Consider the following 23771-nt stretch of genomic DNA (forward strand, 5'->3'; position numbering starts at 1 on the left):
GGGTTCAACCCACGGTGATGAGGGACCGGGCGCCGGTGCGCCGCCCGATGATGTTGAGAAGGTTGGCGAGCGCCCCCTCGCGCTCGGGGGCGGCCGTGGCCTCGCCCTCGAAGCGCAGGCGCTGGCCGATCCAGCGGCCGCTGCCCGTCAGGCGCAGCGCGCCATCCAGCGTGGAGAGCGTGAGCGTGGTCACCTCGCCGCCCCGCAGGGCCAGGCGGTAGCTGCCCATGGGCCGCAGCGTGGACAGGCGCGAGGACATGCCGAGCGCGTCGAGCTGGGCCTGGCCTTCGACCACCAGCCGCCCGGCGGCGCTGTCGAGCGCGAGGCCCTGCGTGCGCAGCGCGAGCTGCCCCTGGGGCTGCAGCGTGTTGAACGGCGTGCCGAGCCCGGAGAGCACGGCGGCGGGCCATTGGCTCTGGCCGTCGGCGATGGCCACGTGCACGCCGCCCCAGCGCGGCGTGATCCGCGCCGCGAGTGGCGCGGCCGTGCAGCAGTCGGCGCTCAGCAGGGCGCGCAGCCCGGTCCATGCGGGCCGTACCTGCCATTGCAGGCGGCCGGGCAGGGCGGCCTGGTCGGCGCTGCCGTGCCCGCCGGTCAGCACCACCTGGGCCGAGCCCGTCCACACCGTGCCGCGGGCCTGCGCGAGCAGCACCTGCCCGCCGCTGACCCACTCCACACCCTGGGCCAGCCACTGCGCGGGCGCGAAGGCCAGCAGGGCGGGCAGGGCGCCCAGCAGGCAGCCGGCCAGGGCCCAGGCCCTCGGCGAGCGGGGCGCGCGGGAGGCCAGGGCGGCGGAGCGGGGAGCGCGGAAGGAGCGGGACACGGTGGTGGGGGGTCGGCTGGGGAAAACGATCGGGGTCGGGGGTTACCGTGCCGGCGGCAGGGCCAGCACCAGCGTGCCGTCCCAGCGGGGCATGGCATCGCCCGGCGCGGGCGCGGCCGGGGTGCGGCTGGCCGGAGCGCCGCCGGCGGGCCGGGTGGGCGAGGAGGGGCCGATCACGGCCGCGCCGGCCGTGGCCGGCGCACCGGCGGTGCTGCGCACGAGCCGCGCCTCGACGGGCACGGCGCGCGCATTGCCGCGGGCCTGGGCCAGCCACTCGGCCACGCCGTCGGCCGGCGCCGCCTTGAGGGTGACGGTGGCCCGGTCGCCCAGGATGGCGATCTGCGCGCTGGCGCCCAGGCGCTGCGTGAGCGAGGCGCGCAGCGCCTGCGCCGCATCGCCGGCCGGCGGGCGCGGCGCGGCCTGCAATTGCAGCGCCTCGGCCTGCAGCGCCTGCATGCGCTGCAACTGCGCATCGAGCGTGGCGTGCTGCTGGGGCGCCTCGCTCAGCGTGCGCAGGGCGGGCGCCATGGCCAGCCACCACAGCAGCGCCAGCGCGATCAGGCCCGATGCGGCCAGCACGAGGATCTGCTCGCGCGGCTCCAGCGCCTTCCAGCGCTCGCGCAGCACGGCGCCGGCGGCTCCGGTGGCCGCGGTGGGGCGGGGGGATGGCTTCATGGGCGCTCTCCTTCGCGCAGCGCCACCATGCCGTCCTGCTGGCTGGCGCGGTATCCGTTGGCCGCCAGGCGTTCATTGGCCGAGGCCAGTTCCTCGGGCTGCAGCTCGATGCCGCGCAGGCGCAGCTCTCCGGGGGCATAGTCGATCGCGGAGGGCAGGCGCCCGGGCGGCAGCGCGCCGCCGGCCGCCGCCAGCAGCGGTTCGAGGTCGCGCGCCGAGACGCTGCCCGCCGCCTGGCGCAACTGGGCCAGCTCGCGCTCCATCTGCACCGGGGCATCGACCACCACCTGCACCTGCGGAAAGGTCTGGGTGAGCGCCGCGCGCACGCCGGCCTGCTTGGCCGCCAGCGCCTGCCGCTCCTGCCAGGCCCAGGCATTCAGGCCCACGAGCTGCGCGGCCACGCACACCCCCAGGGCCCAGCGCGCCGCGCGCCACTGCGGCGCGCGCGCGAAGGCGCTGGCGGACGCCGTGGCCTTGCGCAGCGTGCGCGTGCGGCGGTTGCTGGCGAATTCGAACTGCGCGAGATCCCAGTCGCCCCGCGCGGCCGCCAGGGCGCGCTGGCTCGCGGTGTGCAGCACGGCCGGGCGGCCGAGCATCTGCTCGGCGATCGCGGCCACGGCGGGCTCGGCGCGCAGGGCCGGGGGCTCTTCGTCATGGGCATGGCCCATGGCGCCGGTGAGCTGGAGCGCCGCCGGCGAGAGCGGCAGGATCGCCAGTGCCTGGTCGGCGCCCTGGCTGGTGGCGACGAGCTGCGGGTCCTCGGGCGTGCCGAGCGCGAAGTATTCGGGCGCGCCGCCGGCTGTGGGGCCGGGCGCGAATTCGGGCACCACGCGCTGCACCGGCCGGCCCGCGGCCTCCAGCGCCTGCAGCGCGGTGCGCAGCCAGCCCCGGTCGCACACGGCCACCCAGGCGGGCGTGCCGGGACGCGCGCCGGGTTCCAGCGCGAAATGCAGTTGTGCGGGGTCGTCCAGCAGCCGCTCTTCCAGCAGCCCTTCGAGCACCGCGCGCAGCCGCCCGGCCTGCGCGGCGGCACCCTGCGGCAGTGTCACGCGCTGCCAGGAAAGGGCCCGCGCGGGCACCACGGCGACCACCTCGCCCGCGCGGCCTGGGTCGGGCAGCAGGGGCGCCGGCGCGCTCGCGTGGCGTGTGGCGGTGTGGCCGTCGGCGGTCAGCGTGTAGCCGAGTTCGGTGGCCGGCCCGGGGGCGCTGCCCTGGGGCAGGAAAAGGATGAGGGTGCTCATGGATGGAATTCGCGGGCCATTTTAGGGGCGTGGCATGAACGGCCGCGCGGGCCGCCGCAGCGGTCAGCGGGTGGCGGCGGTGCTCCTCACGAACGCGCCGCGCTCGCGCCACAGCGTGCGCGCGGTGCTGCCGGCCTTGTAGACCAGGGAGCGCTCTTCCACGACGGTGCTGCCCATGCGCAGGCGGCCGCGCACCTCGTAGTAGGCGGACGCAATCGTGTGGGTGCCGGTATCGATCTGGAGCGTGCCGCCGAGCTGCTTGCTGGCGTCGTCGGCGGTCTTGAAGTGGCGCGATTCCCGCGCCTGCACGAGCCGCTGCGCGCCCGCCAGGTCCAGGCCCTCGATGCTGGCCTGCAGCACCTGCGCGCTCGCGGTGTTGAGGTTGACGCTCGTGCGCCGGGGCAGCAGCGTGGCGTAGGGCTCCAGCGCCGCGATGGTGGCGGGCGAGAGGCCCATCCAGGTGAGCTGCGAGAAGCTGCGGGGCATCAGCGGCACGCTGGACGGGTCGCTGGACGACGTGCCGGAGGTGCCGGTGCCCGATGTCCCCGTGCCGGAGGCGCTGCTCTGCGCGAGGGCCTTCTGCATCCCGTTCGCGAGCTGGCCCAGCTCCTGCTGCGGCAGGCCCAGCGCCTCGAAGAGGCGGGTGAACTGGCGCAGCGCGGTGGCCGACACCGCGCCGTTGTCCACGAGGTTGTACACGTTGAGCCGCGACTGCAGGTCGATGATCTGGCCCGACAGGAAGGCGTTGGCCGTGTCGGTGCTGGCATCCTGCACGGCCGCGGCACCCTGCTCCGCCGCGAGGAAGGTGGACAGGCGCGCTTCCTCCAGCGGCACGGCCCAGGGTTCGGCGAGGTGGTCGGTGCCGTCGCCGTTGCGCGCGAGCAGGTCCTCGCGCAGGATGAGCCGCGACCAGTCGAGCGCGCCCGCCAGCAGCCAGGCCGACTGCACGCGCGCGCGCTCGGCGGTCTCCACCTCGATCGCGCGCCACTGCCGCCACATGGCCGCCGCCGCGAACGTGGCCACGAGGGTCACGGTGAGCATGGCGGCCAGCAGCGCCGCGCCACGCGCGCGGGGGCCGGGATGCCGTGCGGCGCGGCGCGTCATGACTTGCCTCCGCCGTTGGTGGGGTTGACCCAGTCCTGCGTGATGGTGCCCGCGAGCGCCCGGCCCGGCGGCAGCACGATCTGCAGCCGCACGCCGTCGGGAATGTTGGTCGGGGCGGTGGGGCCGATGGTCTGCGCCGCCGTGTTGGTGGCGCTGCTCGACAGGCCGTTGTACCAGGCCCCGTCGCGGTAATAGAACAGCCGCCAGTCCTGCAGCGGCATGAGGGCGGTCTCGCCGCGCTCCCCGCCCGCGCTGCCGGCGCCGCCCGAGCGGGCCCAGAGCGCCGCGCGCTGCCAGGCGTTGCGCCATTCGCCGCGCGTGCGCACCGGGGGCGATTGCCAGCGCAGCCAGTGGTCGGTGCCGTTCACCGCGCGCCGCGCCCAGGCGACCACGTAGGCCCCCTCGTCGGGCGTGGCGCTGCCCCGGCGCGTGAGGCGCAGCACCTGGCCGTCCCATGCGATGGGCTCGGTCTGGTCGATGGCCTGCAACGCATCCAGGTCGGCGCTCCACTGCGTGAGCGCGGCCTGCAGCACCAGCAACTCGTCGGCGCGCTCGTTCGTCTGCTCCTGCGCGAGCACCATGCCGTCGATGCCGCGCCAGCTCATCAAGGCCAGCAGGGCCATCACGGCGATCGCCACCAGCAGCTCCACGAGGGTGAAGCCTGCGGCGCGGCGCTGAACCGGCATCTGGGCGCGGCACGCCCTCGATGTGCCAGGGGTCGGGGGGGCAACGCACAGTCCACAGCGCTTGGACCCGGCGCCGCGCTTCCCGTCGGAAGGCCGCGGAGCAGGCCAGGCCAGCAGACGCCGTGGAACGGGCTTGGCCCGGCCACTGGCGTCGTCCCCCTCGGGGGGAAGGCGCCGAAGGCGACTCAGGGGGGCCATCAGTACCGTCCCACGATGGTGGAGAGCCGCAGCACGGGGCCGGTGCCGTCGAAGACCTGCGCGTCCACCCGGCGGAACTGCGGATTGGGCGTGGGCCGCACGGCCACCGCCACGTCGTAGCGCAGCCCGGCCTGCTCGCAGGGCACCGTGCTGTCGCCGATGGAGGGCATCTGCCGCGACAGGCGCACCTTCACGAGCTCGTTCTCGGCGCAGACGTGCGCGAGCAGCACGTCGGCCTGCCGCGCCGCGTTGCGCGTGAGGGCGGAGGTGGCCTGCGTGCCGGCCATGAGCGCGATGGCCACGATGGCCAGCGCCACCAGCACCTCCACGAGCGTGAAGCCGGCGTGGCCTGCGCGGCCGGCCGGCGCGGCGCGGCGCGGCGCGCTCACGGCAGCGCCTCCACGAAAAAGGGCCGCAGCCCGTCGGTCGCCACGCGGACCGCGCGGCCTGGATGGGCCTGGCTCGCCAGCACCACCTGCTGCGGCGGGATCAGCGGCTCCGGCCCGAGCTGCAGCAGCGCCTGGCCGCGCACGTAGGTCGAGGCGTCCAGCCAGGCCCCGGGCGCGGGGTTGCCGGCCAGCCCTTCGAAGCGGAAGGCGCCGCCCGCCGCGCGCCAGCGCACGGGTGCGCCCGACGCGCGCGACTGCGCGCGGCCGGCCTCCAGCAGCGCGGCCAGCCGCTCGCCCTCGCGCTGCAGGGTGGCCTGGCCGTCGTCGCGCATCGCGAAGGCCACGCCTGCCGTGGCGAGCGCGATGATGGAGATCACCACCAGCAGTTCGAGCAGGGTGAAGCCCCGGGCGGCGCGCCGCGGCACGCACCCTGCTCCGCAAGGGCCGCGGCGCGGCCCCCTGGAGGTCATGGGCACGTGCTTATTGCCAGCTGCCGATGTCGGCATCCTTGCCCTCGCCGCCCGACTGGCCGTCGGCACCGAAGGACATGACGTCCACCTCGCCCTTGATGCCGGGGCTCAGGTACTGGTAGGGCCGGCCCCACGGATCGTTGGGCAGCTTTTCGAGATAGGGGCGCCAGTTGTTCGGCACGGGGCTGTTCGATGGCCGCACGATGAGGGCCTGCAGGCCCTGCTCGGCCGTGGGGTAGCGCTGGTTGTCCAGGCGGTAGAGCTTCAGGGCCTGGACGATGTTGGTGATGTCGGTGCGGGCGGCCGTCACGCGCGCGTCGTCGGCGCGGTCGAGCACGTTCGGCACGATCAGCGCGGCCAGCACGCCGATGATGACGAGCACCACCATCAACTCGATCAGCGTGAAGCCGCGCGCGATCCGGCGGCGGGCGTTGCGTGCGTGCCGCGCGAAGGCGTGGGCGTTGCGGGAGATCGCGTTCTTCGGGAGGGTCTGGGGCATATCCGGTCAATGATAATCGTGCAATGGTGACAAACATATCCGGCCCCTGGGGCGTTCGGCTGGGCACGCTCGTGCTCTGGGCGCTGGCGGGCGCCAGCGTCGTCTATTGGGGCCTGAAGCTCTCGGTGCGGCCCGCGCCGCTCGCTGCGCCGGTGGCCGCTCCCGCGCCGCCCCAACCCGATGCGCTCGCCCTGGCGCGCCTGCTCGGCGCCGGGCCGGCGGCGCCCAGCGCGCCCGCCGCGCGCGAGCCCAGCCGCTTCGCGCTGGAGGGCGTGCTGGCGGGCACCGCGAGCGGCGGCGGCGCGGCGCTCATCGCGGTAGACAACCAGCCCGCCCGTCCGTTCCGCCTGGGCGCCACCGTGGCCGATGGCCTCGTGGTGCAGGCCCTCGGCCGCAAGCAGGTGCGCCTGGGGTCCACGCCGGGCGGAGAGACCACCGTCACCCTCGAAGTGCCGGAAAAAGGAGGCTGAGCAACCGGCGTAACAGCCTGTGACATACCCCGCCGAAGACCTGAAATCGGCGCCGCGCGGGGCCTTCGCCGGGCCTTGGCGCGTCAGCCCGGCGGAGCATCGGTTGGCAGTTCCACGCAGTGCCATTCGCCGCAACCCGGCGCCTGCGATGGCCATTCGCCGGCGCACGGCAGCCGCTCGGGGTGCTCCAGGCGCCAGCGCACGCACCGCGCCACGCCGGCGTGGGTGATCCAGACCACATCCGCCACGCCCTCCCGCGCCCGGGCCGCCGAGGCCGCGCGGCGCGCGTCGGCCAGTGCCGCGTCCACACGGGCCATCATGCGGGTCAGGCTTTCGCCGCCGCCGGGGGCGTGGCCGGCGAAGTCGGCCGTCCAGGCATCGATCTCGGCGCGCGCGATGGCGTTCCAGGCCTGGCCCTCCCAGTGGCCGAAGTCCATCTCGGCCAGCCGGGGATCGGGCGCCGGGCGCCAGTCCGGCCGATGCCGGTGCAGCAGCCGGGCGAGCTGCTCGCACCTTCGCAGCGGCGAGTGCCGGATGGCGGCCACCGCGGCGGGCAGCGTCGCCGCCAGCCGGCGCGCGGCCTCGGCGGTGGCCCGCGCATCGGCGGGCACGTCCAGCGCCCCGTAGCACAGGCCCGGGGCCACGCGGGGCGCCGCGTGTCGCGCCAGCCAGAGCCGCGCCGGTGGGTGGGAAGGCTGGGGGCGGGTTTCCGTCACCGCAGCGCCGGGCCCAGGGCCACGGCCGTGCCCAGGTAGAAGGCGATCTCGCACACCTGTTGCGTGGCGCCCAGGCAGTCGCCGGTGAACCCCTGCAGGCGCCGCGCGAACCATGCGCGCATCACGCCCGCCGCGACCGCGCCGGCCAAGAGGCTCGCGGCCAGCACGGCGGTGCCCAGCACCCCGCCCACCAGCATGAGCGCGGGCGCGGTCCAGGCCCCGGCCACGGTGAGCGCCGGGCCCGAGATGCGGTCGGCCAGCGGCTTGCTTTTCGAGGTGGCGGCATCGCCCGCGTGGGGCAGCGTGCGCACCAGCAGCAGCGGCCAGAAGCGCGAGGCCACGTGCGCGCCCGCCAGCGCGCACAGCGCCACGCCCGGCCCCTGGCTGCCCAGCAGCGCCAGCAGCGCCAGCTTGCTGGCAAGCGCCAGCGACAGCGCCATGGCACCGAAGGCCCCGATGCGCGAATCCTTCATGATCTCCAGCGCCCGGTCGCGTTGCGCGCTGCCGCCCAGGCCGTCCGCCACGTCGGCGAGGCCGTCCTCGTGGAATCCGCCCGTCAGCAGCACCGTGGCCACGGTGCTCAGGGCCGCGCACACCAGCGCCGCGAACGGCTGCGCACCCAGCGCCCCGTGCAGCGCCGCGTACACGGCCACCGCCCCGGCCGCCACGATCCAGCCCACGCCCGGAAAATGCGCCGCGCTGGCCCGCAGCATCGCCGGGCTGTAGCCCACCCACGCGGCCAGCCGGCCCGTGACCGGAATCCGCGTGAAGAACTGCACGGCCAGCAGGAAATGCCGAAGGGCTTGCATTTGCTATTGTTTATGTAGCAATATCCGTAGCAAATACGGCGACATGGAGCCTGAAAGACCCCCAAAATCTCAGGAACGGGCCGCGGGGGCCTGCAGGAATAGTTGGTAGGCGGGGTTCCGGGTTTCCTCCACGTAGGGGTAGCCCAGCGTCTGCAGGAAGGCGTCGAACGCGGCGGCATCGCTCGCCGGCACCTGGATGCCCACGAGGATGCGGCCGTAGTCCGCGCCCTGGTTGCGGTAGTGGAAGAGGCTGATGTTCCAGCTCGGCTGCATCAGGCTCAGGAACTTGAAGAGCGCGCCGGGCCGCTCCGGGAAGACGAAGCGCAGCAGGCGCTCGTCCTGCGCGAGCCCCGAGCGGCCGCCCACGAGGTGGCGCAGGTGCTCCTTGGCGAGTTCGTCGTGCGTGAGGTCCAGCGCCTCGAAGCCGTGGCGCTGCAGGTTGCGCGCGATCTTCTCCGACTCGCCCTTGCCGTGCGTGGCGAGGCCGACGAACACGTGGGCGCGCGCGGCATCGCTGATGCGGTAGTTGAACTCGGTCACGTTGCGCGGGCCGCCCGGCAACTGGCCCACCGCCTCGCAGAAGCGCCGGAAGCTGCCGCGCTCTTCGGGGATGGTCACGGCCAGCAGGGCCTCGCGCTCCTCGCCCACCTCGGCGCGCTCGGCCACGAAGCGCAGGCGGTCGAAGTTCATGTTGGCGCCGCAGAGGATGGCGGCGTAGGTCTCGCCCCGGGTCTTGCGCGCGGCCACGTACTGCTTGATCGCCGCCACGGCCAGCGCGCCCGCGGGCTCCACGATGCTGCGCGTGTCCACGAAGATGTCCTTGATCGCCGCGCACACGGCGTCGGTGTCCACGGTGATGAACTCGTCCACCAGGCCGCTCGCGACGCGGAAGGTTTCCTCGCCCACCAGCTTCACGGCCGTGCCGTCGGAAAAGAGGCCCACGTCCGCGAGGGCCACGCGCCCGCCCGACGCCACCGACTGCATCATCGCGTCGGAATCGTTCATCTGCACGCCGACGATGCGGATCTCCGGCCGCACCGCCTTGATGTAGTTGGCCACGCCGCTCACCAGCCCGCCGCCGCCGATGGCGACGAACACGGCATCCAGGCGGTTGCTGCCCAGGCTTTGCAATTGGCGCAGGATCTCCATGGCGATCGTGCCCTGGCCGGCGATCACGTCCGGGTCGTCGAAGGGGTGCACGAAGGTCAGGCCTTCCTCGTGCTGCAGCCGGGCCGCGTGCTCGTAGGCGTCGGAATAGCTGTCGCCGTGCAGCACCACCTCGCCGCCCAACGTCTTCACCGCATCCACCTTGAGCTGCGGCGTGGTCGTCGGCATCACGACCACCGCGCGCGCGCCCATGCGCTTGGCGCTCATCGCCACGCCCTGGGCATGGTTGCCGGCCGAGGCGCAGATCACCCCGCGCTGCAATTGCTCGGGGGTGAGGTGCGCCATCTTGTTGTAGGCGCCGCGCAGCTTGAAGCTGAACACCGGCTGCTGGTCCTCGCGCTTGAGCAGCACCGTGTTGTGCAGCCGGCGGCTCAGCGCGCGCGCGGGCTCCAGCGCGGACTCGACGGCCACGTCGTAGACGCGCGCCGTGAGGATCTTCTTGAGGTAATCGGCGGGGGTGAGGGCGGGGGAGGGCTGGGTGGTCTTCGTCATGGGGTCCGCGGGCGCAGGAGGCTGCCCGCCCGAATGCTGCCTGGTCGCCGCAGCGGCGGCGGGCCGCCATCATAGGCCCGGGCCCGCGCGGTGCGCAGACTGGGGCCGGCACAAAAAAAACGGCCCCGGATCGTGAGACCCGGGGCCGAATCCATCCTTTGAGGAGATGGAGGAGACAATCAGCGCGTTGGGCGGGGCCTTGGGGCTTTGCCATTCACCCTTGCGGGCAACGCATGGTTTGAAGTGTAGCGCAATCGATGCTGCGATGCAGCAAAATTGCAGATTGGCGAGCAGGAAAACCCTGCTGCCGTTCATTTGATGGGAAAAAACAACATGGAATGCACAGTCACCTGGACCGGTGCCTCGGGCGCGCGCTCCGGCATGGGATTCATCGCGGAAACCGGCAGCGGCCACGTGCTCGCGATGGACGGTGCGCCGGATGCCGCGAACCCGGCCAACGGAGGACAGAACCTCGCGCCGCGGCCCATGGAAACCGTGCTGGCGGGCACCGGCGGCTGCACGGCCTACGACGTCGTGCTCATCCTGAAGCGGGGCCGGCACGACGTGCGCGGCTGCAGCGTGAAGCTCACGTCGGAGCGCGCGGCCACCGATCCCAAGGTGTTCACGCGCATCCACATGCAATTCACAGTGACCGGCAAGGCGCTCACCCCGGCGGCCGTGGAGCGTGCCATCGCCATGAGCCACGAGAAGTACTGCTCCGCCAGCATCATGTTGGGCAAGACCGCAGAGATCACCACCGGCTTCGACATCGTGGAAGCCTGAGGGCGGCGGATTCCTGGGGCGGGACGCCCGGGGGCTCTATATATAGTGGGCCGTTGCCGTCATCGCCCGGGCGGCCACGGACATCAGGGCGCGCGCGGGTTTGGGCAGGATGGCCGCGCCTGCGGCGAGGGCCGCCTCGGCGTGGCGCTCTTCGTCGGTCTGCATGCGGGCCACGACGGCGCGGGATGCCGCATCCTCGGGAGGGAGCCGTTTCAGATGCCCCTGGAGGTGCCTAGACACCTGCTTCTCCGTCTCGACCACGAACCCCAGGCTGGCCTTGTCGCTGACCCGCGCCGCGGTCCAGCCGATGGCGAACGCGCCGGCGAACCACAGGGGATTGAGCAGACTGGGGCGGCTGCCCAGGGCTTCCAGCCGCTCCGCGGTCCAGGCGAGATGGTCCGTCTCCTCGCGGGCGGCTTCCATCAGGTGCGCGCGAAGCGCCGGGTCCCGCGTGACGGCGGCTTGCCCGATGTAGAGCGCCTGCGCGCAGACCTCGCCCACGTGATTGACCCGCATGAGCGCGCCGGCCTCGCGCCGCTGCGCAGGCGACAGGTCGCCTTCCGGAATGCCTTTCGCGGGGGATGCCTGGGCGGCCCTGGGCTTGGCAAAGAGCGTGCGCAATGCGTTATCGGCGGCTATCAGGATGTGGTCCATGGCGTTGGGTTTCGATGGTTCGAAAAAAATTCTGCTTCGAAAAGCATAGCAAGAAGCTCATTACTGTCTTGCCATATTTCAGTTCCGAGACACTATGGGCGATGTTGCGATACCGCAACGGATTGGCCCTTTCACGGCGATTGTGCGGGAATTCCTTTGCGAAACGGAACGGGCTCTGTTGCAATAAGGGCAACTTCCCCACCAGGAGGTTGGCCCGGGGTTGGCGGACTGCGCCTGTGCGTACCAGCCCCCCGAACCGGCGCCCTCGTTTAACCTTGGAGTAACTCGCAATGAAAAAATCTCTGATTGCCCTGGCTGTGCTGGCTGCTTCCGGCGCTGCAATGGCTCAATCTTCCGTCACGATGTTCGGTATCGTCGATGCAGGCGTGGGCCGCATCGCTGGCGACTCGTCCGTGACCGGCGTTTTCAACAGCGGCAATGCAACGAGCCGCCTGGGTTTCCGTGGCGTTGAAGACCTCGGTGGTGGTCTGAAGGCTGGCTTCTGGCTCGAAGGCGCAATCCAGAACGACACCGGCACCGGCGCTGGTGGCGGTGCAGCAGGCCCCGGCTTCGAATTCAAGCGTCGCGCCACGGTCAGCCTGATGGGCAACTTCGGTGAACTGCGTCTGGGCCGCGAACTGACCGCTGGCTACGACAAGCCCAGCTCCTATGACCCGTTCGGTCAGGTGGGCGTGGCCAACTTCTTCGGCTTCGGCGTGCTGGGCTCCCCCTCCCGTATCGGTAACGGCGTGAGCTACCGTACCCCTGGCAACCTGGGTGGCTTCTTCGGCGTGGTGCACTACGCCTTCGGCGAAACGCCTTCCAACGCTGCCTACGACAAGGCTGGCAACTACCTGGGCCTGGCCGGTGGCTACGAAAACGGTCCCCTGAGCGTGACCCTGGCTGCCGACAAGCTGCGCGGCGCTACGGCTGCCCAAGACGTGACCACCTACTCCATCGCCGGTTCGTACGACCTGGGCGTTGTGAAGCCCGTGGCCATCTGGCACTCCGAGAAGGACAACGCTGCTGTGCAGACCAAGTACAACACGTACCTGGTTGGCCTGACGGCTCCCGTGGGTCCTGGCTCGGTCAAGGCTGCCTACTTCAACGTCAACAACAAGAACACGAACAACGACTCCAGCGTTTTCGCTGTGGGTTACGTGTATGACCTGTCCAAGCGCACCGCCGTGTACGGCACGTACGCCCGTCTGGACAACAAGAACGGCGCCAACCGCATCCTGGGCAACGGTACCACCGGCACGAACGGCCTGACCGGCGCTGCCGTGGGTCTGGGCAACAACGTGAACGGCTACCAAGTCGGTATCCGCCACTCCTTCTAATGACGGGCTGACGTAACCGTCAGCTTTTCAGAAGAAATCAAGCCGCTGGCCTTCGGGTCAGCGGCTTTTTTGTTGTGTGCCGCCGCTGCGGGCGTGTGCTGTCACCTATGTAACAAAGGTTAGGGAAAACGACTGTGAATGAGCCGCCGCATGGGCTGGCCCATGAAAAAAGGCGTTTCTACAATGAAATTTCCCTTTATTCATACGGCAGAAAGAGACAACACATGCGTACTTCGTTTGTGAGAAGAACCATTGCCTGTGCAGCAGTGGCCACCGTATCCCCCCTTGTTTTTGCGCAGACCGCAGGCGCCAGCAGCCTGCAGCTCTACGGCATCGTGGACGTGGCCTATCGCCATACCAACAACGAGGGGCCGGCCGGCAATCCGAATGCTTCGCTGAACCAGATGGTGGGTGGCGGCATGTCCCAGAGTCGCTGGGGCATCAACGTGAACGAAGACCTCGGAGGGGGCATGCGGGCCCTCGTGAATCTGGAGAACCGCTTTGGCGCGGATACGGGAACCCCCGCCACGCCGTACTTCCAGCAGTCCTGGGTGGGGCTGCAGGGCGGCTTCGGGCGCGTGACGCTGGGTCGGCAATACAACATTCTTTTCGACCTGGTGACGAGTACCTATGCGTCGTATCCGTATTCGCCGTACATGGACGTGTACAAGCCCGAGATCGGTTTCGCCCTGGGCGCCCGCGCCGACAACATGATCAAGTACATGGCCGAGGTGGGGCCGTGGCGTGGGGGGCTGCAGTATTCGTTCGATGAGAAAAGCCCGACGGGTGGCAAGACGGCCGGCGGCTACGTGCGCTACGCGGCGGGTGGCCTGGCTGCCGGGCTGGGCTACCAGAACTACGAGTTCGCGTCCGGCAAGAAGATCGATGCCTGGACCGTGGGCGGCTCCTACCGCATGGGCGACTGGTATTTCAATGCCGGCTACGGCCAGAACAAGGTGGATGACGGCCTGACCGCCGTGGACCGTGCCGTGCTCGCGGCCATGTGGCAGGGCGGTATCAATGGCGGCTTCGGCGGCCCGGCCTTCACCGCGGCCAACAAGCGCACCATCTACAAGGTGGGCGTGGGCTACCAGATCACGCCGCAGATCAACCTCGGCGCGCACTATTTCCGCGCGGAGCAGAAGGGGGCCGCCGCCACCTCGGAGGGCAAGGCCGACTTCTTCACCATGGCCCTCGATTACGCCTTCTCCAAGCGCACCGATGCCTACATCGAGCTGGACCACACCAAGCTCAAGGGCGATCAGGTGAGCCTGAACAATTTCGCGGGCCAGCCCAACGGGGCCAAGAGCCGCACGGGCTACACCATCGGCCTGCGGCATCGTTTCTGAGCCTCCTGCCACCGGCGCTCGCCGGTGGCGGCGTTCTTCTCCGGGCCGGTGGATGGAACAAGCCGGCCAGCCCCCAGGCCGTGCGCCCGCACCGAGGGTGGGCAGGCACCGACGATCGGTGGGGCCTGGGGCGGTGCACCGGCATTCAGCCCGCGCCGGCGCACGCACGGGGCACTGGCCGCCCCATCCTGGCGCCATGCGGTGCGCGGGGTTTTTGCATTGCGAAGGCCCGATGGGATTTCCCGCACAGTGGGATTGGCGTCTTATCCGATTCCCGTATATGCATTCACGCTCCATGATGGCCCGGGTATTGCATGCCCCGGGATGCGCCCTGCTAGCATGCCCGATTCTCTGCCGCACCTCCGATGCTTGCCTTCATTCTGAGACGCCTCATCCAGGCCGTGATCGTCATGGTCGCGGTGGCTTTCATCTCCTTCATGCTGTTCCAGTATGTGGGCGATCCCGTCACCTTCCTGCTGGGGCAGGACGCAACGCCCGAGCAGATCCGCGACATGCGGGCCTCGCTGGGGCTGGACAAGCCTTTCATCGTGCAGTTCTGGCACTTTCTCGTGAATGCGGCGCAGGGCGAGTTCGGCCTGAGCCTACGCCAGGGCGCCAAGGTGTCGCGCCTGATCGCGGAGCGTTTTCCCGCCACGCTGGAGCTGGCCCTGGTGGCCGCCGCGCTGGCCCTGCTGGTCGGCGTGCCGATGGGCGTGTATGCGGCGCTGCGGCGCGGCACGTTCAGCAGCCAGTTGTTCATGACGCTGTCGCTGCTGGGCGTGTCGCTGCCCACGTTCCTGATCGGCATCCTGCTGATCCTGGTGTTCGCGGTGTATCTGGGCTGGTTCCCGAGCTTCGGGCGCGGCCCGGTCATGCAGCTGGGCTGGTGGAGCACCGGGCTGCTCTCCGCCAAGGGCTGGCACCACATCACGCTGCCGGCCGTGACGCTGGCGATCTTCCAGCTCACGCTGATCATGCGGCTGGTGCGCGCCGAGATGCTGGAGGTGCTGCGCACCGACTACATCAAGTTCGCCCGCGCGCGCGGTCTCTCGGACCGCGCCATCCATTTCGGCCACGCGCTCAAGAACACGCTGGTGCCGGTGATGACCATCACCGGGCTGCAGCTGGGCGGGCTGATCGCGTTCGCGATCATCACCGAGACGGTGTTCCAGTGGCCCGGCATGGGGCTGCTCTTCATCCAGGCGGTGACCTTCGCCGATATTCCCGTGATGGCGGCCTACCTGTGCCTGATCGCGCTGATCTTCGTGGCGATCAATCTCGTGGTGGACCTGCTGTATTTCGCCGTCGATCCGCGCCTGCGCGTGGGCAAGGCGGGAGGGCATTGAGATGAACGCCGCAGCAGCCACCGCCGCCGCAGCGCTCGTCCAGGCGCCGCGCCTGAAGGCCGGGGGCCGGGCCTTCGCGCAGATCGCGCAGTTCCACCCCGAGCTCACGGCCTTCCGCCGCGACCTGCACGCCCACCCAGAGCTGGGCTTCGAAGAGGTCTATACCGGCTCGCGCGTGAAGGAGTCGCTCAAGGTCTGCGGCGTGGACGAGATCCACGACGGCATCGGCCGCACGGGCATCGTGGCCGTGATCCACGGCCGCAGCCGCTCCAGCGGCTGCATGGTCGGGCTGCGTGCCGACATGGACGCGCTGCCCATGGCCGAGCAGAACGACTTCACCTGGAAGTCCTGCAAGCCGGGACTGATGCACGGCTGCGGGCACGACGGCCACACGGCCATGCTGGTGGGCGCGGCGCGCTACCTCGCAGCCTCGCGGAATTTCGACGGCACGGCGGTGCTGATCTTTCAGCCCGGTGAGGAGGGCTTCGGCGGCGCGCGCGTGATGATCGAGGACGGCCTGTTCGAGCGCTTTCCCGTGCAGTCGGTCTACGCGATGCACAACTGGCCGGCCATGAAGCCCGGCACCATCGGCCTCAACTCCGGCGCCATGATGGCCTCGGCCGACCGCATCACGATCGAGATCGCGGGCCGCGGCGGCCATGGCGCGCATCCCTACCAGACGGTGGACGTGGTGCTGGTGGCGGCGCACATCATCACGGCGGTGCAGGGCATCGTCTCGCGCAACGTGCGGCCGCTCGACAGCGCGGTGGTCAGCCTCTGCGCGGTGCACGCGGGCGACCTGGGCGCCTTCAGCGTGCTGCCCGGTACGGCGACGCTGGTGGGTACCGTGCGCACGTTCTCGCCCGTGGTGCAGGACATGGTGGAGCAGCGCCTCAAGGAGCTGTGCAATGCCGTGGCCCTGGGCTTCGGCGCGACGGCCACGGTGCGCTACGAGCGCATCTATCCGGCCACGATCAACACCGAGGGCGACGCGCAGTTCGCGGGCGACGTGGCCGAGTCGCTGGTGGGCGCCGAGAACGTGGTGCGCGACCTGGAGCCCAGCATGGGCGCGGAGGACTTCTCCTTCATGCTGCAGAGCAAGCCGGGGGCCTATTTGCGCATCGGCCAGGGCACGGGCCCCGGCAACAGCGCGCTGCACAACAGCCGCTACGACTTCAACGACGAGATCCTGCCGCTGGGCGCGGCGCTGCACGCGGGCCTGATCGAGCAGGCGATGCCGCTGCCGGCCGCGGCCTGAGGCCGCCCCGCACGCGCCGCTGCCGACGCCTCCTCCTTCCCGCCGGACCCCTCTACCGACCCCGATCAGGCCATTCCATGACGATCTCCAGCAGAAAAGCCTTCCATGTCGGCGTGTTTGCTGCATTGTTTGCTATATTTTCAATAGCGAATGCACAAACCATCAGGGTCGCGAACCAGGGCGATGCGCTGTCGATGGACCCGCACTCGCTCAACGAAACCCTGCAGCTCAGCGTGACCGGCAACGTCTATGAGCCGCTCGTGGGCCGCAACAAGGACCTGAGCCTCGCGCCGGCGCTGGCCACGCGCTGGACGCAGACCGCGCCCACGGTGTGGCGCTTCGAGCTGCGCCGCGGCGTGCTGTTCCACGACGGCACGCCTTTCACGGCCGACGACGTGGTCTTCTCGCTGGCGCGCGCGCAGGCCGAGGGCTCCGACATGAAGGCCTACGCCAGCGACTTCCAGGAGGTGCGCAGGATCGACGACTACACGGTGGAGATCGAGACCCGGACGCCGTACCCGATCCTGCCGGACGTGCTCACACGCATCTACATCATGAGCCGCCCGTGGTGCGAGGCCAACCAGGCCACGGTGCCCGTGGACCGGCGCAAGGGCGTGGAGAACGCGGCGTCCTTCCGCGCCAACGGCACGGGGCCGTTCCGCCTGCGCGAGCGCCAGCCGGGCGTGCGCACCGTGTTCGTGCGCAATCCCCGGTACTGGGGCGAGATCGAGGGCAACGTGGAGGAGGTGGTCTATACCCCCATCGGCAACGACGCCACGCGCGTGGCCGCGCTGCTCTCGGGGCAGGTGGACGTGATGGAGCCCGTGCCCGTGCAGGACATCGAGCGCGTGAACACCAGCCCGCTCACGCGCGCCGTGACGGGCCCCGAGCTGCGCACCATCTTCCTGGGCATGGACCAGGCGCGCGACGAGCTGCTCCAATCCAGCGTGAAGGGCCGCAACCCCTTCAAGGACAAGCGCGTGCGCCAGGCGTTCTACCAAGCCATCGACATCGACGGCATCCGCAAGAACGTGATGCGCGGCGCCTCCAACCCCTCCGCGCTGCTGGTGGGGCCGGGCGTCAACGGCTTCCAGTCCGACATGAAGCGGCTCGCCTACGACGCGGGCGCCGCGAAGAAATTGCTCGCCGAGGCCGGCTATCCGGACGGCTTCTCGGTGACCCTGAACTGCCCCAGCGACCGCTACGTGAACGACGCGCGCATCTGCCAGGCCGTGGCCGCCAACCTCGCGCGCATCGGCGTCAAGGTCGATCTGCAGGCCGAGACCAAGGGCACGTATTTCCCCAAGGTGCTGCGCCGCGACACCGGCTTCTACATGCTGGGCTGGTCGCCCTCCACCTATGACGCGCACAACGCGCTCAATGCGCTGATGGCCTGCGTGGACGACAAGGGCGCGGGGCAGTTCAACCTGGGCGGCTACTGCAACCCGAAGGTGGACCAGCTCACGCGGCAGATCCAGGCCGAGACCGACAAGGCCCGCCGCGACGCGATGATCCGCGAGGCCTTTGTGCTTCACGCGGCCGACGTGGGCCACATTCCGCTGCACCAGCAGGCGCTGGCCTGGGGCGTGTCCCGCAAGGTGGCGCTGGTGCAGATGGCCGACAACTTCATGCCGTTCAAGTGGATGAGCATCGCGCGGTGACCTGTCCGACCGCGTGACCCTGCGCCGCGCCAGCCCCCGTGTTTCTCCCGAAGTCCTCACGATGAAAAAAACGCTCATCCGATGGTTCGACAGCGATGTCGGCTACAGCTTCCGCACCTCTCCCGTGGCCATCGGTGCCGCGGCGATCGCGCTGGTCTGCGTGTTCTGCTCGCTGTTCGCGGGCTGGGTGGCGCCGCACAACCCCTTCGACCTCACCACGCTGGAGCTGAGCGACGCCCGCCTGCCGCCCGCGTGGAGCGAGGGGGGCTCCTGGAAGTACCCCTTCGGCACCGACGACCAGGGGCGCGACATCCTCTCGGCGCTGATCTACGGCGCGCGCATCTCGCTGGTGGTGGGGCTGGCCTCGGTGGCGCTCTCGGTGGTCGCGGGCGTGGCCCTCGGGCTGCTGGCCGGCTTCAAGGGCGGCTGGATCGACGGCGTGCTCATGCGCCTGTGCGACGTGATGCTGTCCTTCCCGGCCATCCTGGTGGCGCTGCTGATCGCCGGCGTGGGCCGTGCCGTGTTCCCGAACGCGCACGAGTCGCTGGCCTTCGGCGTGCTCATCGTCTCGATCTCGCTCACGGGCTGGGTGCAGTACGCGCGCACGGTGCGCGGCTCCACGCTGGTGGAGCGCAACAAGGAATACGTGCAGGCCGCGCGCGTGACGGGCGTCTCGCCGCTGCGCATCATGCGCCGCCACGTGCTGCCCAACGTGCTCGGGCCGGTGATGGTGCTGGCCACCATCCAGGTGGCCACGGCCATCATCACCGAGGCCACGCTCTCCTTCCTCGGCGTGGGCGCGCCGCCCACCTCGCCTTCGCTGGGCACGCTGATCCGCATCGGCAACGACTACCTGTTCTCGGGCGAATGGTGGATCACGGTGTTTCCCGGCGTGATGCTGGTGCTGATCGCGCTGTCGGTGAACCTGCTGGGCGACTGGCTGCGCGATGCGCTCAATCCCCGGCTGCGCTAGAGATGGAGTTCAACCCCCTGAGCGGCTGCGCCGCTTCACCCCTTCTCTCATCGCTGCGCGATGGGAAGGGGGACGCCGCCAGCGCGGCGGGGCGGCCCTTGCGCGGCGGCCGCTGGCCTGGGCCGCGCCGGTTCCATGGGCACTGCCCGTGCCACGGACAACGGATGGATTGCTATGCCTCTTCTTGAAGTCGAGAACCTCGTCGTCGAATTCCCCGGCCGCCGCGGCACGCTGCGCGCGCTGGACGACATCTCCTTTTCCATCGCGCCGGGCGAGATCCTGGGCGTGGTGGGCGAATCGGGCGCGGGCAAGTCGCTCACGGGCGCGGCCATCATCGGCCTGCTGGAGCCGCCGGGCCGCGTGGCCTCGGGCCGCATCCTGCTGGAGGGCGAGCGCATCGACGATCTGCCGTCGCAGAAGATGCGCCACGTGCGGGGCCGGCGCATCGGCGCCATCTTCCAGGACCCGCTCACCTCGCTGAACCCGCTCTACACCGTGGGCCAGCAGCTCACCGAGACCATCCGGACCCACCTGCCCGTGAACGCCGCCGAGGCGCGCCGGCGCGCGATCCAGTTGCTCCAGGACACGGGCATCCCCGCGGCCGAGCAGCGCGTGGACCACTACCCGCACCAGTTCTCGGGCGGCATGCGCCAGCGCGTGGTGATCGCGCTGGCCCTGGCGGCCGAGCCGCAGCTCATCGTGGCCGACGAGCCCACCACGGCGCTGGACGTGTCCATCCAGGCGCAGATCATCCAGCTGCTCAAGCACATCTGCAAATCGCGCGGCGCGGCCGTGATGCTCATCACGCACGACATGGGCGTGATCGCCGAGACCTGCGACCGCGTGGCCGTGCTCTATGCCGGGCGCATCGCCGAGATCGGGCCCGTGCACGAGGTCATCAACCACCCCGCGCATCCCTACACGGCCGGCCTCATGGCCTCGATTCCCGACATGGAGCAGGACCGCGAGCGCCTCAACCAGATCGACGGAGCCATGCCGCGCCTGAACGCCATCCCGCAGGGCTGCGCCTTCAACCCGCGCTGCCTGCACACCTTCGAGCGCTGCCGCGTGGAGCGCCCCGAGCTGCTGTCCGCGGGCCCGACCCGGGCCGCCTGCTGGCTGCACGCAGCCACGCCCGGCGCATCCGCCGCCATCCAGGAGGCCGTGGCATGACCGACGCCGCACGCACCCCCCTTTCGGCCGCGCCGCTGGTGCAGGCCCACGACCTCGCCAAGACCTTCGACGTCTCCGCTCCGTGGCTCAACCGCGTGCTGGAGCGCAAGCCACGCACGCTGCTGCACGCGGTGGACGGCGTGAGCTTCTCGATCGAGAAGGGCAAGACATTGGCCCTGGTGGGCGAATCCGGCTGCGGCAAGAGCACCGTGGCGCGCCTGCTCGTGGGCCTGTACGAGCCCACGCGCGGCGGCCTCACCTTCGACGGGCAGGATGCGCATGCCGCCTTCAAGGGCCGCGACGCGCGCGCCATGCGCCGGCGCATCCAGATGATCTTCCAGGACCCGTACGCGAGCCTGAACCCGCGCTGGATCGTGGAGGACATCGTCGGCGAGCCGCTGCGCGAGCACGGCCTCATCACCGCCAGGGCGCAACTGCGCCAGCGCGTGGGCGAGCTGCTGCAATCGGTGGGCCTGTCGCCACAGGACATGGCCAAGTACCCGCACCAGTTCTCGGGCGGCCAGCGCCAGCGCATCTCCATCGCGCGCGCCCTGGCCACCGAGCCGGAGTTCCTGGTGTGCGACGAGCCCACCTCGGCGCTGGACGTGTCGGTGCAGGCCCAGGTGCTCAACATCATGAAGGACCTGCAGCGCGAGAGGCACCTGACCTACCTCTTCATCAGCCACAACCTCGCCGTGGTGCGCCACGTGAGCGACCAGGTGGGCGTGATGTACCTCGGGCGCCTGGTGGAGCTGGCCGACAAGCGCGAGCTGTTCGCCGCGCCGCGCCATCCCTATACGCGCATGCTGCTGGACGCCATCCCGAAAATGCACGACACGGGCCGTGCGCGCACCCCCGTGCAGGGCGAGGTGCCCAACCCGCTCAACCCGCCGCAGGGCTGCGCATTCAACCCGCGCTGCCCGCATGCCAACGACCGCTGCCGCACCGAGCGGCCCCGGCTCATCGACGACGGCGGCACGCGCGTGGCCTGCCACGGGATCGAGGAGGGGCGCATTCCGCGGGTTGCGGTGGAGGCGACCGTACCTTCAGGTGCCTGAGCCATGGGGTGGCTTTGCCGCGCTGTGGCACGGTTCCTGACCATCCTCCTGGCGCCTTGCGCTGTATAAAGTCGATTAATAGATTCAAGAAATTTTTACGGCTATTTCATCAGGATGAACTTCGACTTCATATGCCTTGATTCTCCGATGAATTCGCTATCATGCTCGCTTTGATTTCAAGGGGAGTCTGGTGGGGCTGAGTGAATTTGCTTTATCCGGAAATCGTGCATTATCCAAGCCGATCGCTTTGGATTCTGGTTATCCTGCGGCAGCCTGTTTCAAGAATATTCAGATCGTTGAGATTCCGGATGTCATGGAGCGACGTGGACTTCGGATAGGTGCGGCATTGATGCGCAGATGGTTTCGGGGAGCGGCTTTTATTATTCCTGTCGAATGGAAAATAGGGGCAAGCCAGGATATTGATCATAGAAGAATTGGCCCGAACTATATCGATTCAAAGATTGTCTCAATGCAATGGGCCATGCAATACGAACGCACCACAGCCAAGATGGTGGAATTGCGCAGTGCCATCGAAGGAAGTTCGACCTCCCAGAGCCTGGAGTTTTCCAAGCGAGAGCTTCTGGCAAGGCTTCAGAAGAACTCGAAGATCAATTCCTATCCGACAAGATTCGGAGAAGAGCAATCTGTAATCCAATTGCATGAGTGCTCGCATGTGAATGCGCGGGCCGTTGCACAAAATGGCTTGCAAAAGCTGATGGATCCGCTGGATGATCTTTATTGCGCATTGGGCGCATTTACATTGCACGCGGCTGCGAAAGGTGATATCCAGCCACTGCCGGCCAAGCAGGGGCAACCGACCCATCGGGTATGTGTCCGGAGTTTGGGTTTCTATATACGCGACTCCTATGACTTTTCAGGAGATCAGCCTCTCGGAAATTGGAGTTCTGACGGAGTCAGGATGCTGCCTGTAGCAGGACACTTCATGGTGGAGAACCAGAGTTTCAGAGCATGGCGTGACCAGAATCATTCCGGAGGGGATTTTCTGATCTTCTCTGATGTGCATTGGATGCAGCTTGCACAGCCCCTGGTATGGGACTTGTCGGCTTCATGAGTGCTTGCGAAGTATGACGCGTAATCTTAGGCTATGGCTGATTCTCGGCTCTGTGATCGCTCTTGGTGGCGTGGCTCTTGTGTGCATCTTCGAGTCCAGATGGTTCGAAGATGCAACTCTTCAATACACCAATAGATGTACTGCAGGTGAATATTCTCTGCAGATCTTTCTTTATTCCAATGGCGATGGTTATGTTCGTTTGGTGGGGCGGGATGGCCATGTCTACGGGAAATCCGGTTTCTCGGAAGGAACGGAAATATGGCCGCGTTGGTCGGCAGATTGCCGGGCTGTAGTTGTTGGCACGGATGCGGAGCAAGTCGAATTGCGTGTCACCCCTTAGAGCGCTATTCCGAAAGTTGCTGTATATGTAATCGCGATTCCATACCATGGCATTTGACTATCGCTGAGAGTTATGCAATGCCCCTCGGTGTAAATGCATCGATTCCATTTCGGGCAGCTACTTGTGGTATGGCGCACTGGTTATCGTGAATCTGGAGGTTCGATAGAGAGGCCAATGCGATGGTTGCCGGGAACTGGATGCAGTTGGGAACCTCTCACAACCCCAGGTGGGACACCAATCTGAATACGGACGGTCAGATTCCAGCCCTTTTGAATCCAGGATGTGCCCCCCGACGGTCTGCGCCCCGTGCATCGGGGTTTCGCCGCCCCGGTGGCTCAGGCTTTCACCGTTTGCGAGCGCACCTGTGCCTTGCCAGTGCCGGGCTTGAAGAACGCATCCACGCCCCGCTGCAGGAATGACGCCAGGCGCTTCATGTTGTAGCAGGCGGCCATCATCGTCATGGCCACCGTCGCACGCGCCTGCCCGATCGTGCGCACGAACTTGCCCCCCAGGTGGCGGATACCGGCGAACACATGTTCCACCTTGGCCCGCTTCTTTGCGATGCGCTGGTTGCGCCTCTTCTGGCACTCGCTCAAGGGCTTGCCCGGCTGCCCACGGCGCTGCATCTCATCCACGAATCCCAGCACTTTCAGCATCTGGCGCCTTTGGCGGCTCGGGTAGGCCTTGTCCGCATGCACTGCCCGCCCGGTGTTGTGCATGTCCAGCACCTCATCGAAGTGGTGCCCGTCGTGCTCGCTGGCCGTGCCCGTGGCGAGGCGGCGGATGAAGCCGTGCTTGAGGTCCACGCTCACGCTCAGCTTGTAGCCGAAGTGGCTTTTGCCGTGCTTTTTCGTGTGCGTGGCCTCCACGTCCTTTTGCCTGCGCCGCGCTTCGCTCCAGTCCGGCTGCCCGCCTTGTGCCAGCGTTTGCCGGTCCTGCTGGCCGATGTGCTGGCGGGGCGCGGGCACCAGCGTGGCATCGATGGCCTGCCCGCCCCGGGCGATGTAGCCGTGGCGCTGCAGTTG

The 23771-nt window shown here is 69.0% G+C and carries 24 protein-coding genes; 11 read left to right on the forward strand and 13 right to left on the reverse strand.

The features are described from left to right. Positions 1–4: 4 nt before the first annotated feature. The 8 genes from gspN to gspG form a co-directional block, all read right to left on the reverse strand. Positions 5–823: a type II secretion system protein N gene (gene gspN / locus AX018_RS03060; protein WP_111875840.1), complete on the reverse strand. Its 819-nt coding sequence runs from the start codon at positions 821–823 to the stop codon at positions 5–7. 42 nt (positions 824–865) lie between these two features. After that, entirely contained in the window at positions 866–1498 is a 633-nt protein-coding gene (locus AX018_RS03065; protein ID WP_111875841.1) for a type II secretion system protein M, read from the reverse strand. Then, positions 1495–2739, reverse strand: coding sequence for a type II secretion system protein GspL (gene gspL / locus AX018_RS03070; RefSeq protein WP_111875842.1), 1245 nt, complete (start codon positions 2737–2739; stop codon positions 1495–1497). The genes AX018_RS03065 and gspL overlap by 4 nt, the downstream gene beginning before the upstream one ends. 63 nt (positions 2740–2802) lie before the next feature. Further along, the gene (gene gspK, locus AX018_RS03075) at positions 2803–3843 is read right to left on the reverse strand and encodes a type II secretion system minor pseudopilin GspK (RefSeq protein ID WP_111875843.1); all 1041 of its coding nucleotides are present in this window, start codon (positions 3841–3843) and stop codon (positions 2803–2805) included. Then, positions 3840–4529, reverse strand: coding sequence for a PulJ/GspJ family protein (locus AX018_RS03080; protein WP_111875844.1), 690 nt, complete (start codon positions 4527–4529; stop codon positions 3840–3842). Before AX018_RS03080 ends, gspK begins: the two co-directional genes overlap by 4 nt. A gap of 197 nt (positions 4530–4726) precedes the next feature. Beyond that, entirely contained in the window at positions 4727–5116 is a 390-nt protein-coding gene (gspI, locus tag AX018_RS03085; RefSeq protein ID WP_111875845.1) for a type II secretion system minor pseudopilin GspI, read from the reverse strand. Next, positions 5113–5622, reverse strand: coding sequence for a pilus assembly FimT family protein (locus AX018_RS03090; RefSeq protein WP_111875846.1), 510 nt, complete (start codon positions 5620–5622; stop codon positions 5113–5115). Before AX018_RS03090 ends, gspI begins: the two co-directional genes overlap by 4 nt. Then, the gene (gspG, locus tag AX018_RS03095; protein WP_211322355.1) at positions 5597–6085 is read right to left on the reverse strand and encodes a type II secretion system major pseudopilin GspG; all 489 of its coding nucleotides are present in this window, start codon (positions 6083–6085) and stop codon (positions 5597–5599) included. The genes AX018_RS03090 and gspG overlap by 26 nt, the downstream gene beginning before the upstream one ends. Before the next feature lie 23 nt (positions 6086–6108). On the opposite strand from gspG, the gene AX018_RS03100 reads away from it, so the two are divergent. After that, entirely contained in the window at positions 6109–6555 is a 447-nt protein-coding gene (locus AX018_RS03100) for a general secretion pathway protein C (RefSeq protein ID WP_111875847.1), read from the forward strand. Positions 6556–6638: 83 nt separating this feature from the next. Here the strand turns inward: AX018_RS03100 and AX018_RS03105 are convergent, their stop codons facing one another. The 3 genes from AX018_RS03105 to ilvA all read right to left on the reverse strand — a co-directional run bounded on the left by AX018_RS03105 (position 6639) and on the right by ilvA (position 9739). Continuing rightward, positions 6639–7271, reverse strand: coding sequence for a histidine phosphatase family protein (locus AX018_RS03105; RefSeq protein WP_245951405.1), 633 nt, complete (start codon positions 7269–7271; stop codon positions 6639–6641). Continuing rightward, on the reverse strand, positions 7268–8080 hold the full coding sequence (locus AX018_RS03110; protein WP_111875849.1) for an adenosylcobinamide-GDP ribazoletransferase: 813 nt from the start codon (positions 8078–8080) through the stop codon (positions 7268–7270). The genes AX018_RS03105 and AX018_RS03110 overlap by 4 nt, the downstream gene beginning before the upstream one ends. 69 nt (positions 8081–8149) lie before the next feature. Next, positions 8150–9739 carry a threonine ammonia-lyase, biosynthetic gene (gene ilvA / locus AX018_RS03115; protein ID WP_111875850.1) on the reverse strand — a complete coding sequence of 530 codons (1590 nt, stop codon included), beginning with the start codon at positions 9737–9739 and terminating at the stop codon, positions 8150–8152. A 333-nt stretch (positions 9740–10072) separates the two neighbouring features. On the opposite strand from ilvA, the gene AX018_RS03120 reads away from it, so the two are divergent. After that, positions 10073–10522, forward strand: coding sequence for an OsmC family protein (locus tag AX018_RS03120; RefSeq protein ID WP_111875876.1), 450 nt, complete (start codon positions 10073–10075; stop codon positions 10520–10522). Between the two features lie 36 nt (positions 10523–10558). Here AX018_RS03120 and coq7 read toward each other — a convergent pair whose 3' ends face one another. Further along, the gene (gene coq7 / locus AX018_RS03125; RefSeq protein WP_111875851.1) at positions 10559–11176 is read right to left on the reverse strand and encodes a 2-polyprenyl-3-methyl-6-methoxy-1,4-benzoquinone monooxygenase; all 618 of its coding nucleotides are present in this window, start codon (positions 11174–11176) and stop codon (positions 10559–10561) included. Between the two features lie 290 nt (positions 11177–11466). Here coq7 and AX018_RS03130 point away from each other — a divergent pair, with 290 nt between their 5' ends. From AX018_RS03130 to AX018_RS24565, 9 genes are all read left to right on the forward strand, one after another. Further along, the gene (locus AX018_RS03130) at positions 11467–12516 is read left to right on the forward strand and encodes a porin (protein ID WP_111875852.1); all 1050 of its coding nucleotides are present in this window, start codon (positions 11467–11469) and stop codon (positions 12514–12516) included. A 224-nt stretch (positions 12517–12740) separates the two neighbouring features. Further along, on the forward strand, positions 12741–13865 hold the full coding sequence (locus AX018_RS03135; RefSeq protein WP_111875853.1) for a porin: 1125 nt from the start codon (positions 12741–12743) through the stop codon (positions 13863–13865). Positions 13866–14230: 365 nt separating this feature from the next. Continuing rightward, positions 14231–15211 carry an ABC transporter permease gene (locus tag AX018_RS03140; protein ID WP_111875854.1) on the forward strand — a complete coding sequence of 327 codons (981 nt, stop codon included), beginning with the start codon at positions 14231–14233 and terminating at the stop codon, positions 15209–15211. Position 15212: 1 nt separating this feature from the next. Then, positions 15213–16469, forward strand: coding sequence for a M20 aminoacylase family protein (locus AX018_RS03145; protein ID WP_111875855.1), 1257 nt, complete (start codon positions 15213–15215; stop codon positions 16467–16469). A gap of 77 nt (positions 16470–16546) precedes the next feature. Then, positions 16547–18130, forward strand: a complete 1584-nt coding sequence (locus AX018_RS03150; protein WP_111875856.1) for an ABC transporter substrate-binding protein — start codon at positions 16547–16549, stop codon at positions 18128–18130. 61 nt (positions 18131–18191) lie between these two features. Beyond that, positions 18192–19103 (forward strand): ABC transporter permease, encoded by a 912-nt coding sequence (locus AX018_RS03155; RefSeq protein ID WP_111875857.1) that lies wholly within the window; start codon positions 18192–18194, stop codon positions 19101–19103. Between the two features lie 174 nt (positions 19104–19277). After that, positions 19278–20276: an ABC transporter ATP-binding protein gene (locus AX018_RS03160; RefSeq protein ID WP_111875858.1), complete on the forward strand. Its 999-nt coding sequence runs from the start codon at positions 19278–19280 to the stop codon at positions 20274–20276. Continuing rightward, the gene (locus AX018_RS03165; RefSeq protein ID WP_111875859.1) at positions 20273–21334 is read left to right on the forward strand and encodes an ABC transporter ATP-binding protein; all 1062 of its coding nucleotides are present in this window, start codon (positions 20273–20275) and stop codon (positions 21332–21334) included. Before AX018_RS03160 ends, AX018_RS03165 begins: the two co-directional genes overlap by 4 nt. 190 nt (positions 21335–21524) lie before the next feature. Beyond that, complete coding sequence (locus tag AX018_RS24565; protein ID WP_146749204.1) at positions 21525–22406, forward strand: DUF6402 family protein; 882 nt, start codon at positions 21525–21527, stop codon at positions 22404–22406. A gap of 675 nt (positions 22407–23081) precedes the next feature. Here the strand turns inward: AX018_RS24565 and AX018_RS03170 are convergent. Beyond that, the coding region (locus tag AX018_RS03170) for an IS5 family transposase (protein WP_111875860.1) at positions 23082–23771 on the reverse strand (690 nt) is incomplete at its 5' end.

Source organism: Paracidovorax anthurii (genome assembly GCF_003269065.1).
Classification (GTDB): Bacteria; Pseudomonadota; Gammaproteobacteria; order Burkholderiales; family Burkholderiaceae_C; genus Paracidovorax; species Paracidovorax anthurii.

Bases quoted from the DNA above. Each gene is read 5' to 3' on its own strand.
- AX018_RS03065 (WP_111875841.1), bottom strand. From the start codon at position 1,498: ATGAAGCCATCCCCCCGCCCCACCGCGGCCACCGGAGCCGCCGGCGCC.
- gspL (WP_111875842.1), bottom strand. From the start codon at position 2,739: ATGAGCACCCTCATCCTTTTCCTGCCCCAGGGCAGCGCCCCCGGGCCG.
- gspK (WP_111875843.1), bottom strand. From the start codon at position 3,843: ATGACGCGCCGCGCCGCACGGCATCCCGGCCCCCGCGCGCGTGGCGCG.
- AX018_RS03080 (WP_111875844.1), bottom strand. From the start codon at position 4,529: ATGCCGGTTCAGCGCCGCGCCGCAGGCTTCACCCTCGTGGAGCTGCTG.
- AX018_RS03090 (WP_111875846.1), bottom strand. From the start codon at position 5,622: ATGCCGACATCGGCAGCTGGCAATAAGCACGTGCCCATGACCTCCAGG.
- gspG (WP_211322355.1), bottom strand. From the start codon at position 6,085: ATGCCCCAGACCCTCCCGAAGAACGCGATCTCCCGCAACGCCCACGCC.
- AX018_RS03100 (WP_111875847.1), top strand. From the start codon at position 6,109: ATGGTGACAAACATATCCGGCCCCTGGGGCGTTCGGCTGGGCACGCTC.
- AX018_RS03110 (WP_111875849.1), bottom strand. From the start codon at position 8,080: ATGCAAGCCCTTCGGCATTTCCTGCTGGCCGTGCAGTTCTTCACGCGG.
- ilvA (WP_111875850.1), bottom strand. From the start codon at position 9,739: ATGACGAAGACCACCCAGCCCTCCCCCGCCCTCACCCCCGCCGATTAC.
- AX018_RS03120 (WP_111875876.1), top strand. From the start codon at position 10,073: ATGGAATGCACAGTCACCTGGACCGGTGCCTCGGGCGCGCGCTCCGGC.
- coq7 (WP_111875851.1), bottom strand. From the start codon at position 11,176: ATGGACCACATCCTGATAGCCGCCGATAACGCATTGCGCACGCTCTTT.
- AX018_RS03130 (WP_111875852.1), top strand. From the start codon at position 11,467: ATGAAAAAATCTCTGATTGCCCTGGCTGTGCTGGCTGCTTCCGGCGCT.
- AX018_RS03135 (WP_111875853.1), top strand. From the start codon at position 12,741: ATGCGTACTTCGTTTGTGAGAAGAACCATTGCCTGTGCAGCAGTGGCC.
- AX018_RS03140 (WP_111875854.1), top strand. From the start codon at position 14,231: ATGCTTGCCTTCATTCTGAGACGCCTCATCCAGGCCGTGATCGTCATG.
- AX018_RS03145 (WP_111875855.1), top strand. From the start codon at position 15,213: ATGAACGCCGCAGCAGCCACCGCCGCCGCAGCGCTCGTCCAGGCGCCG.
- AX018_RS03150 (WP_111875856.1), top strand. From the start codon at position 16,547: ATGACGATCTCCAGCAGAAAAGCCTTCCATGTCGGCGTGTTTGCTGCA.
- AX018_RS03155 (WP_111875857.1), top strand. From the start codon at position 18,192: ATGAAAAAAACGCTCATCCGATGGTTCGACAGCGATGTCGGCTACAGC.
- AX018_RS03160 (WP_111875858.1), top strand. From the start codon at position 19,278: ATGCCTCTTCTTGAAGTCGAGAACCTCGTCGTCGAATTCCCCGGCCGC.
- AX018_RS03165 (WP_111875859.1), top strand. From the start codon at position 20,273: ATGACCGACGCCGCACGCACCCCCCTTTCGGCCGCGCCGCTGGTGCAG.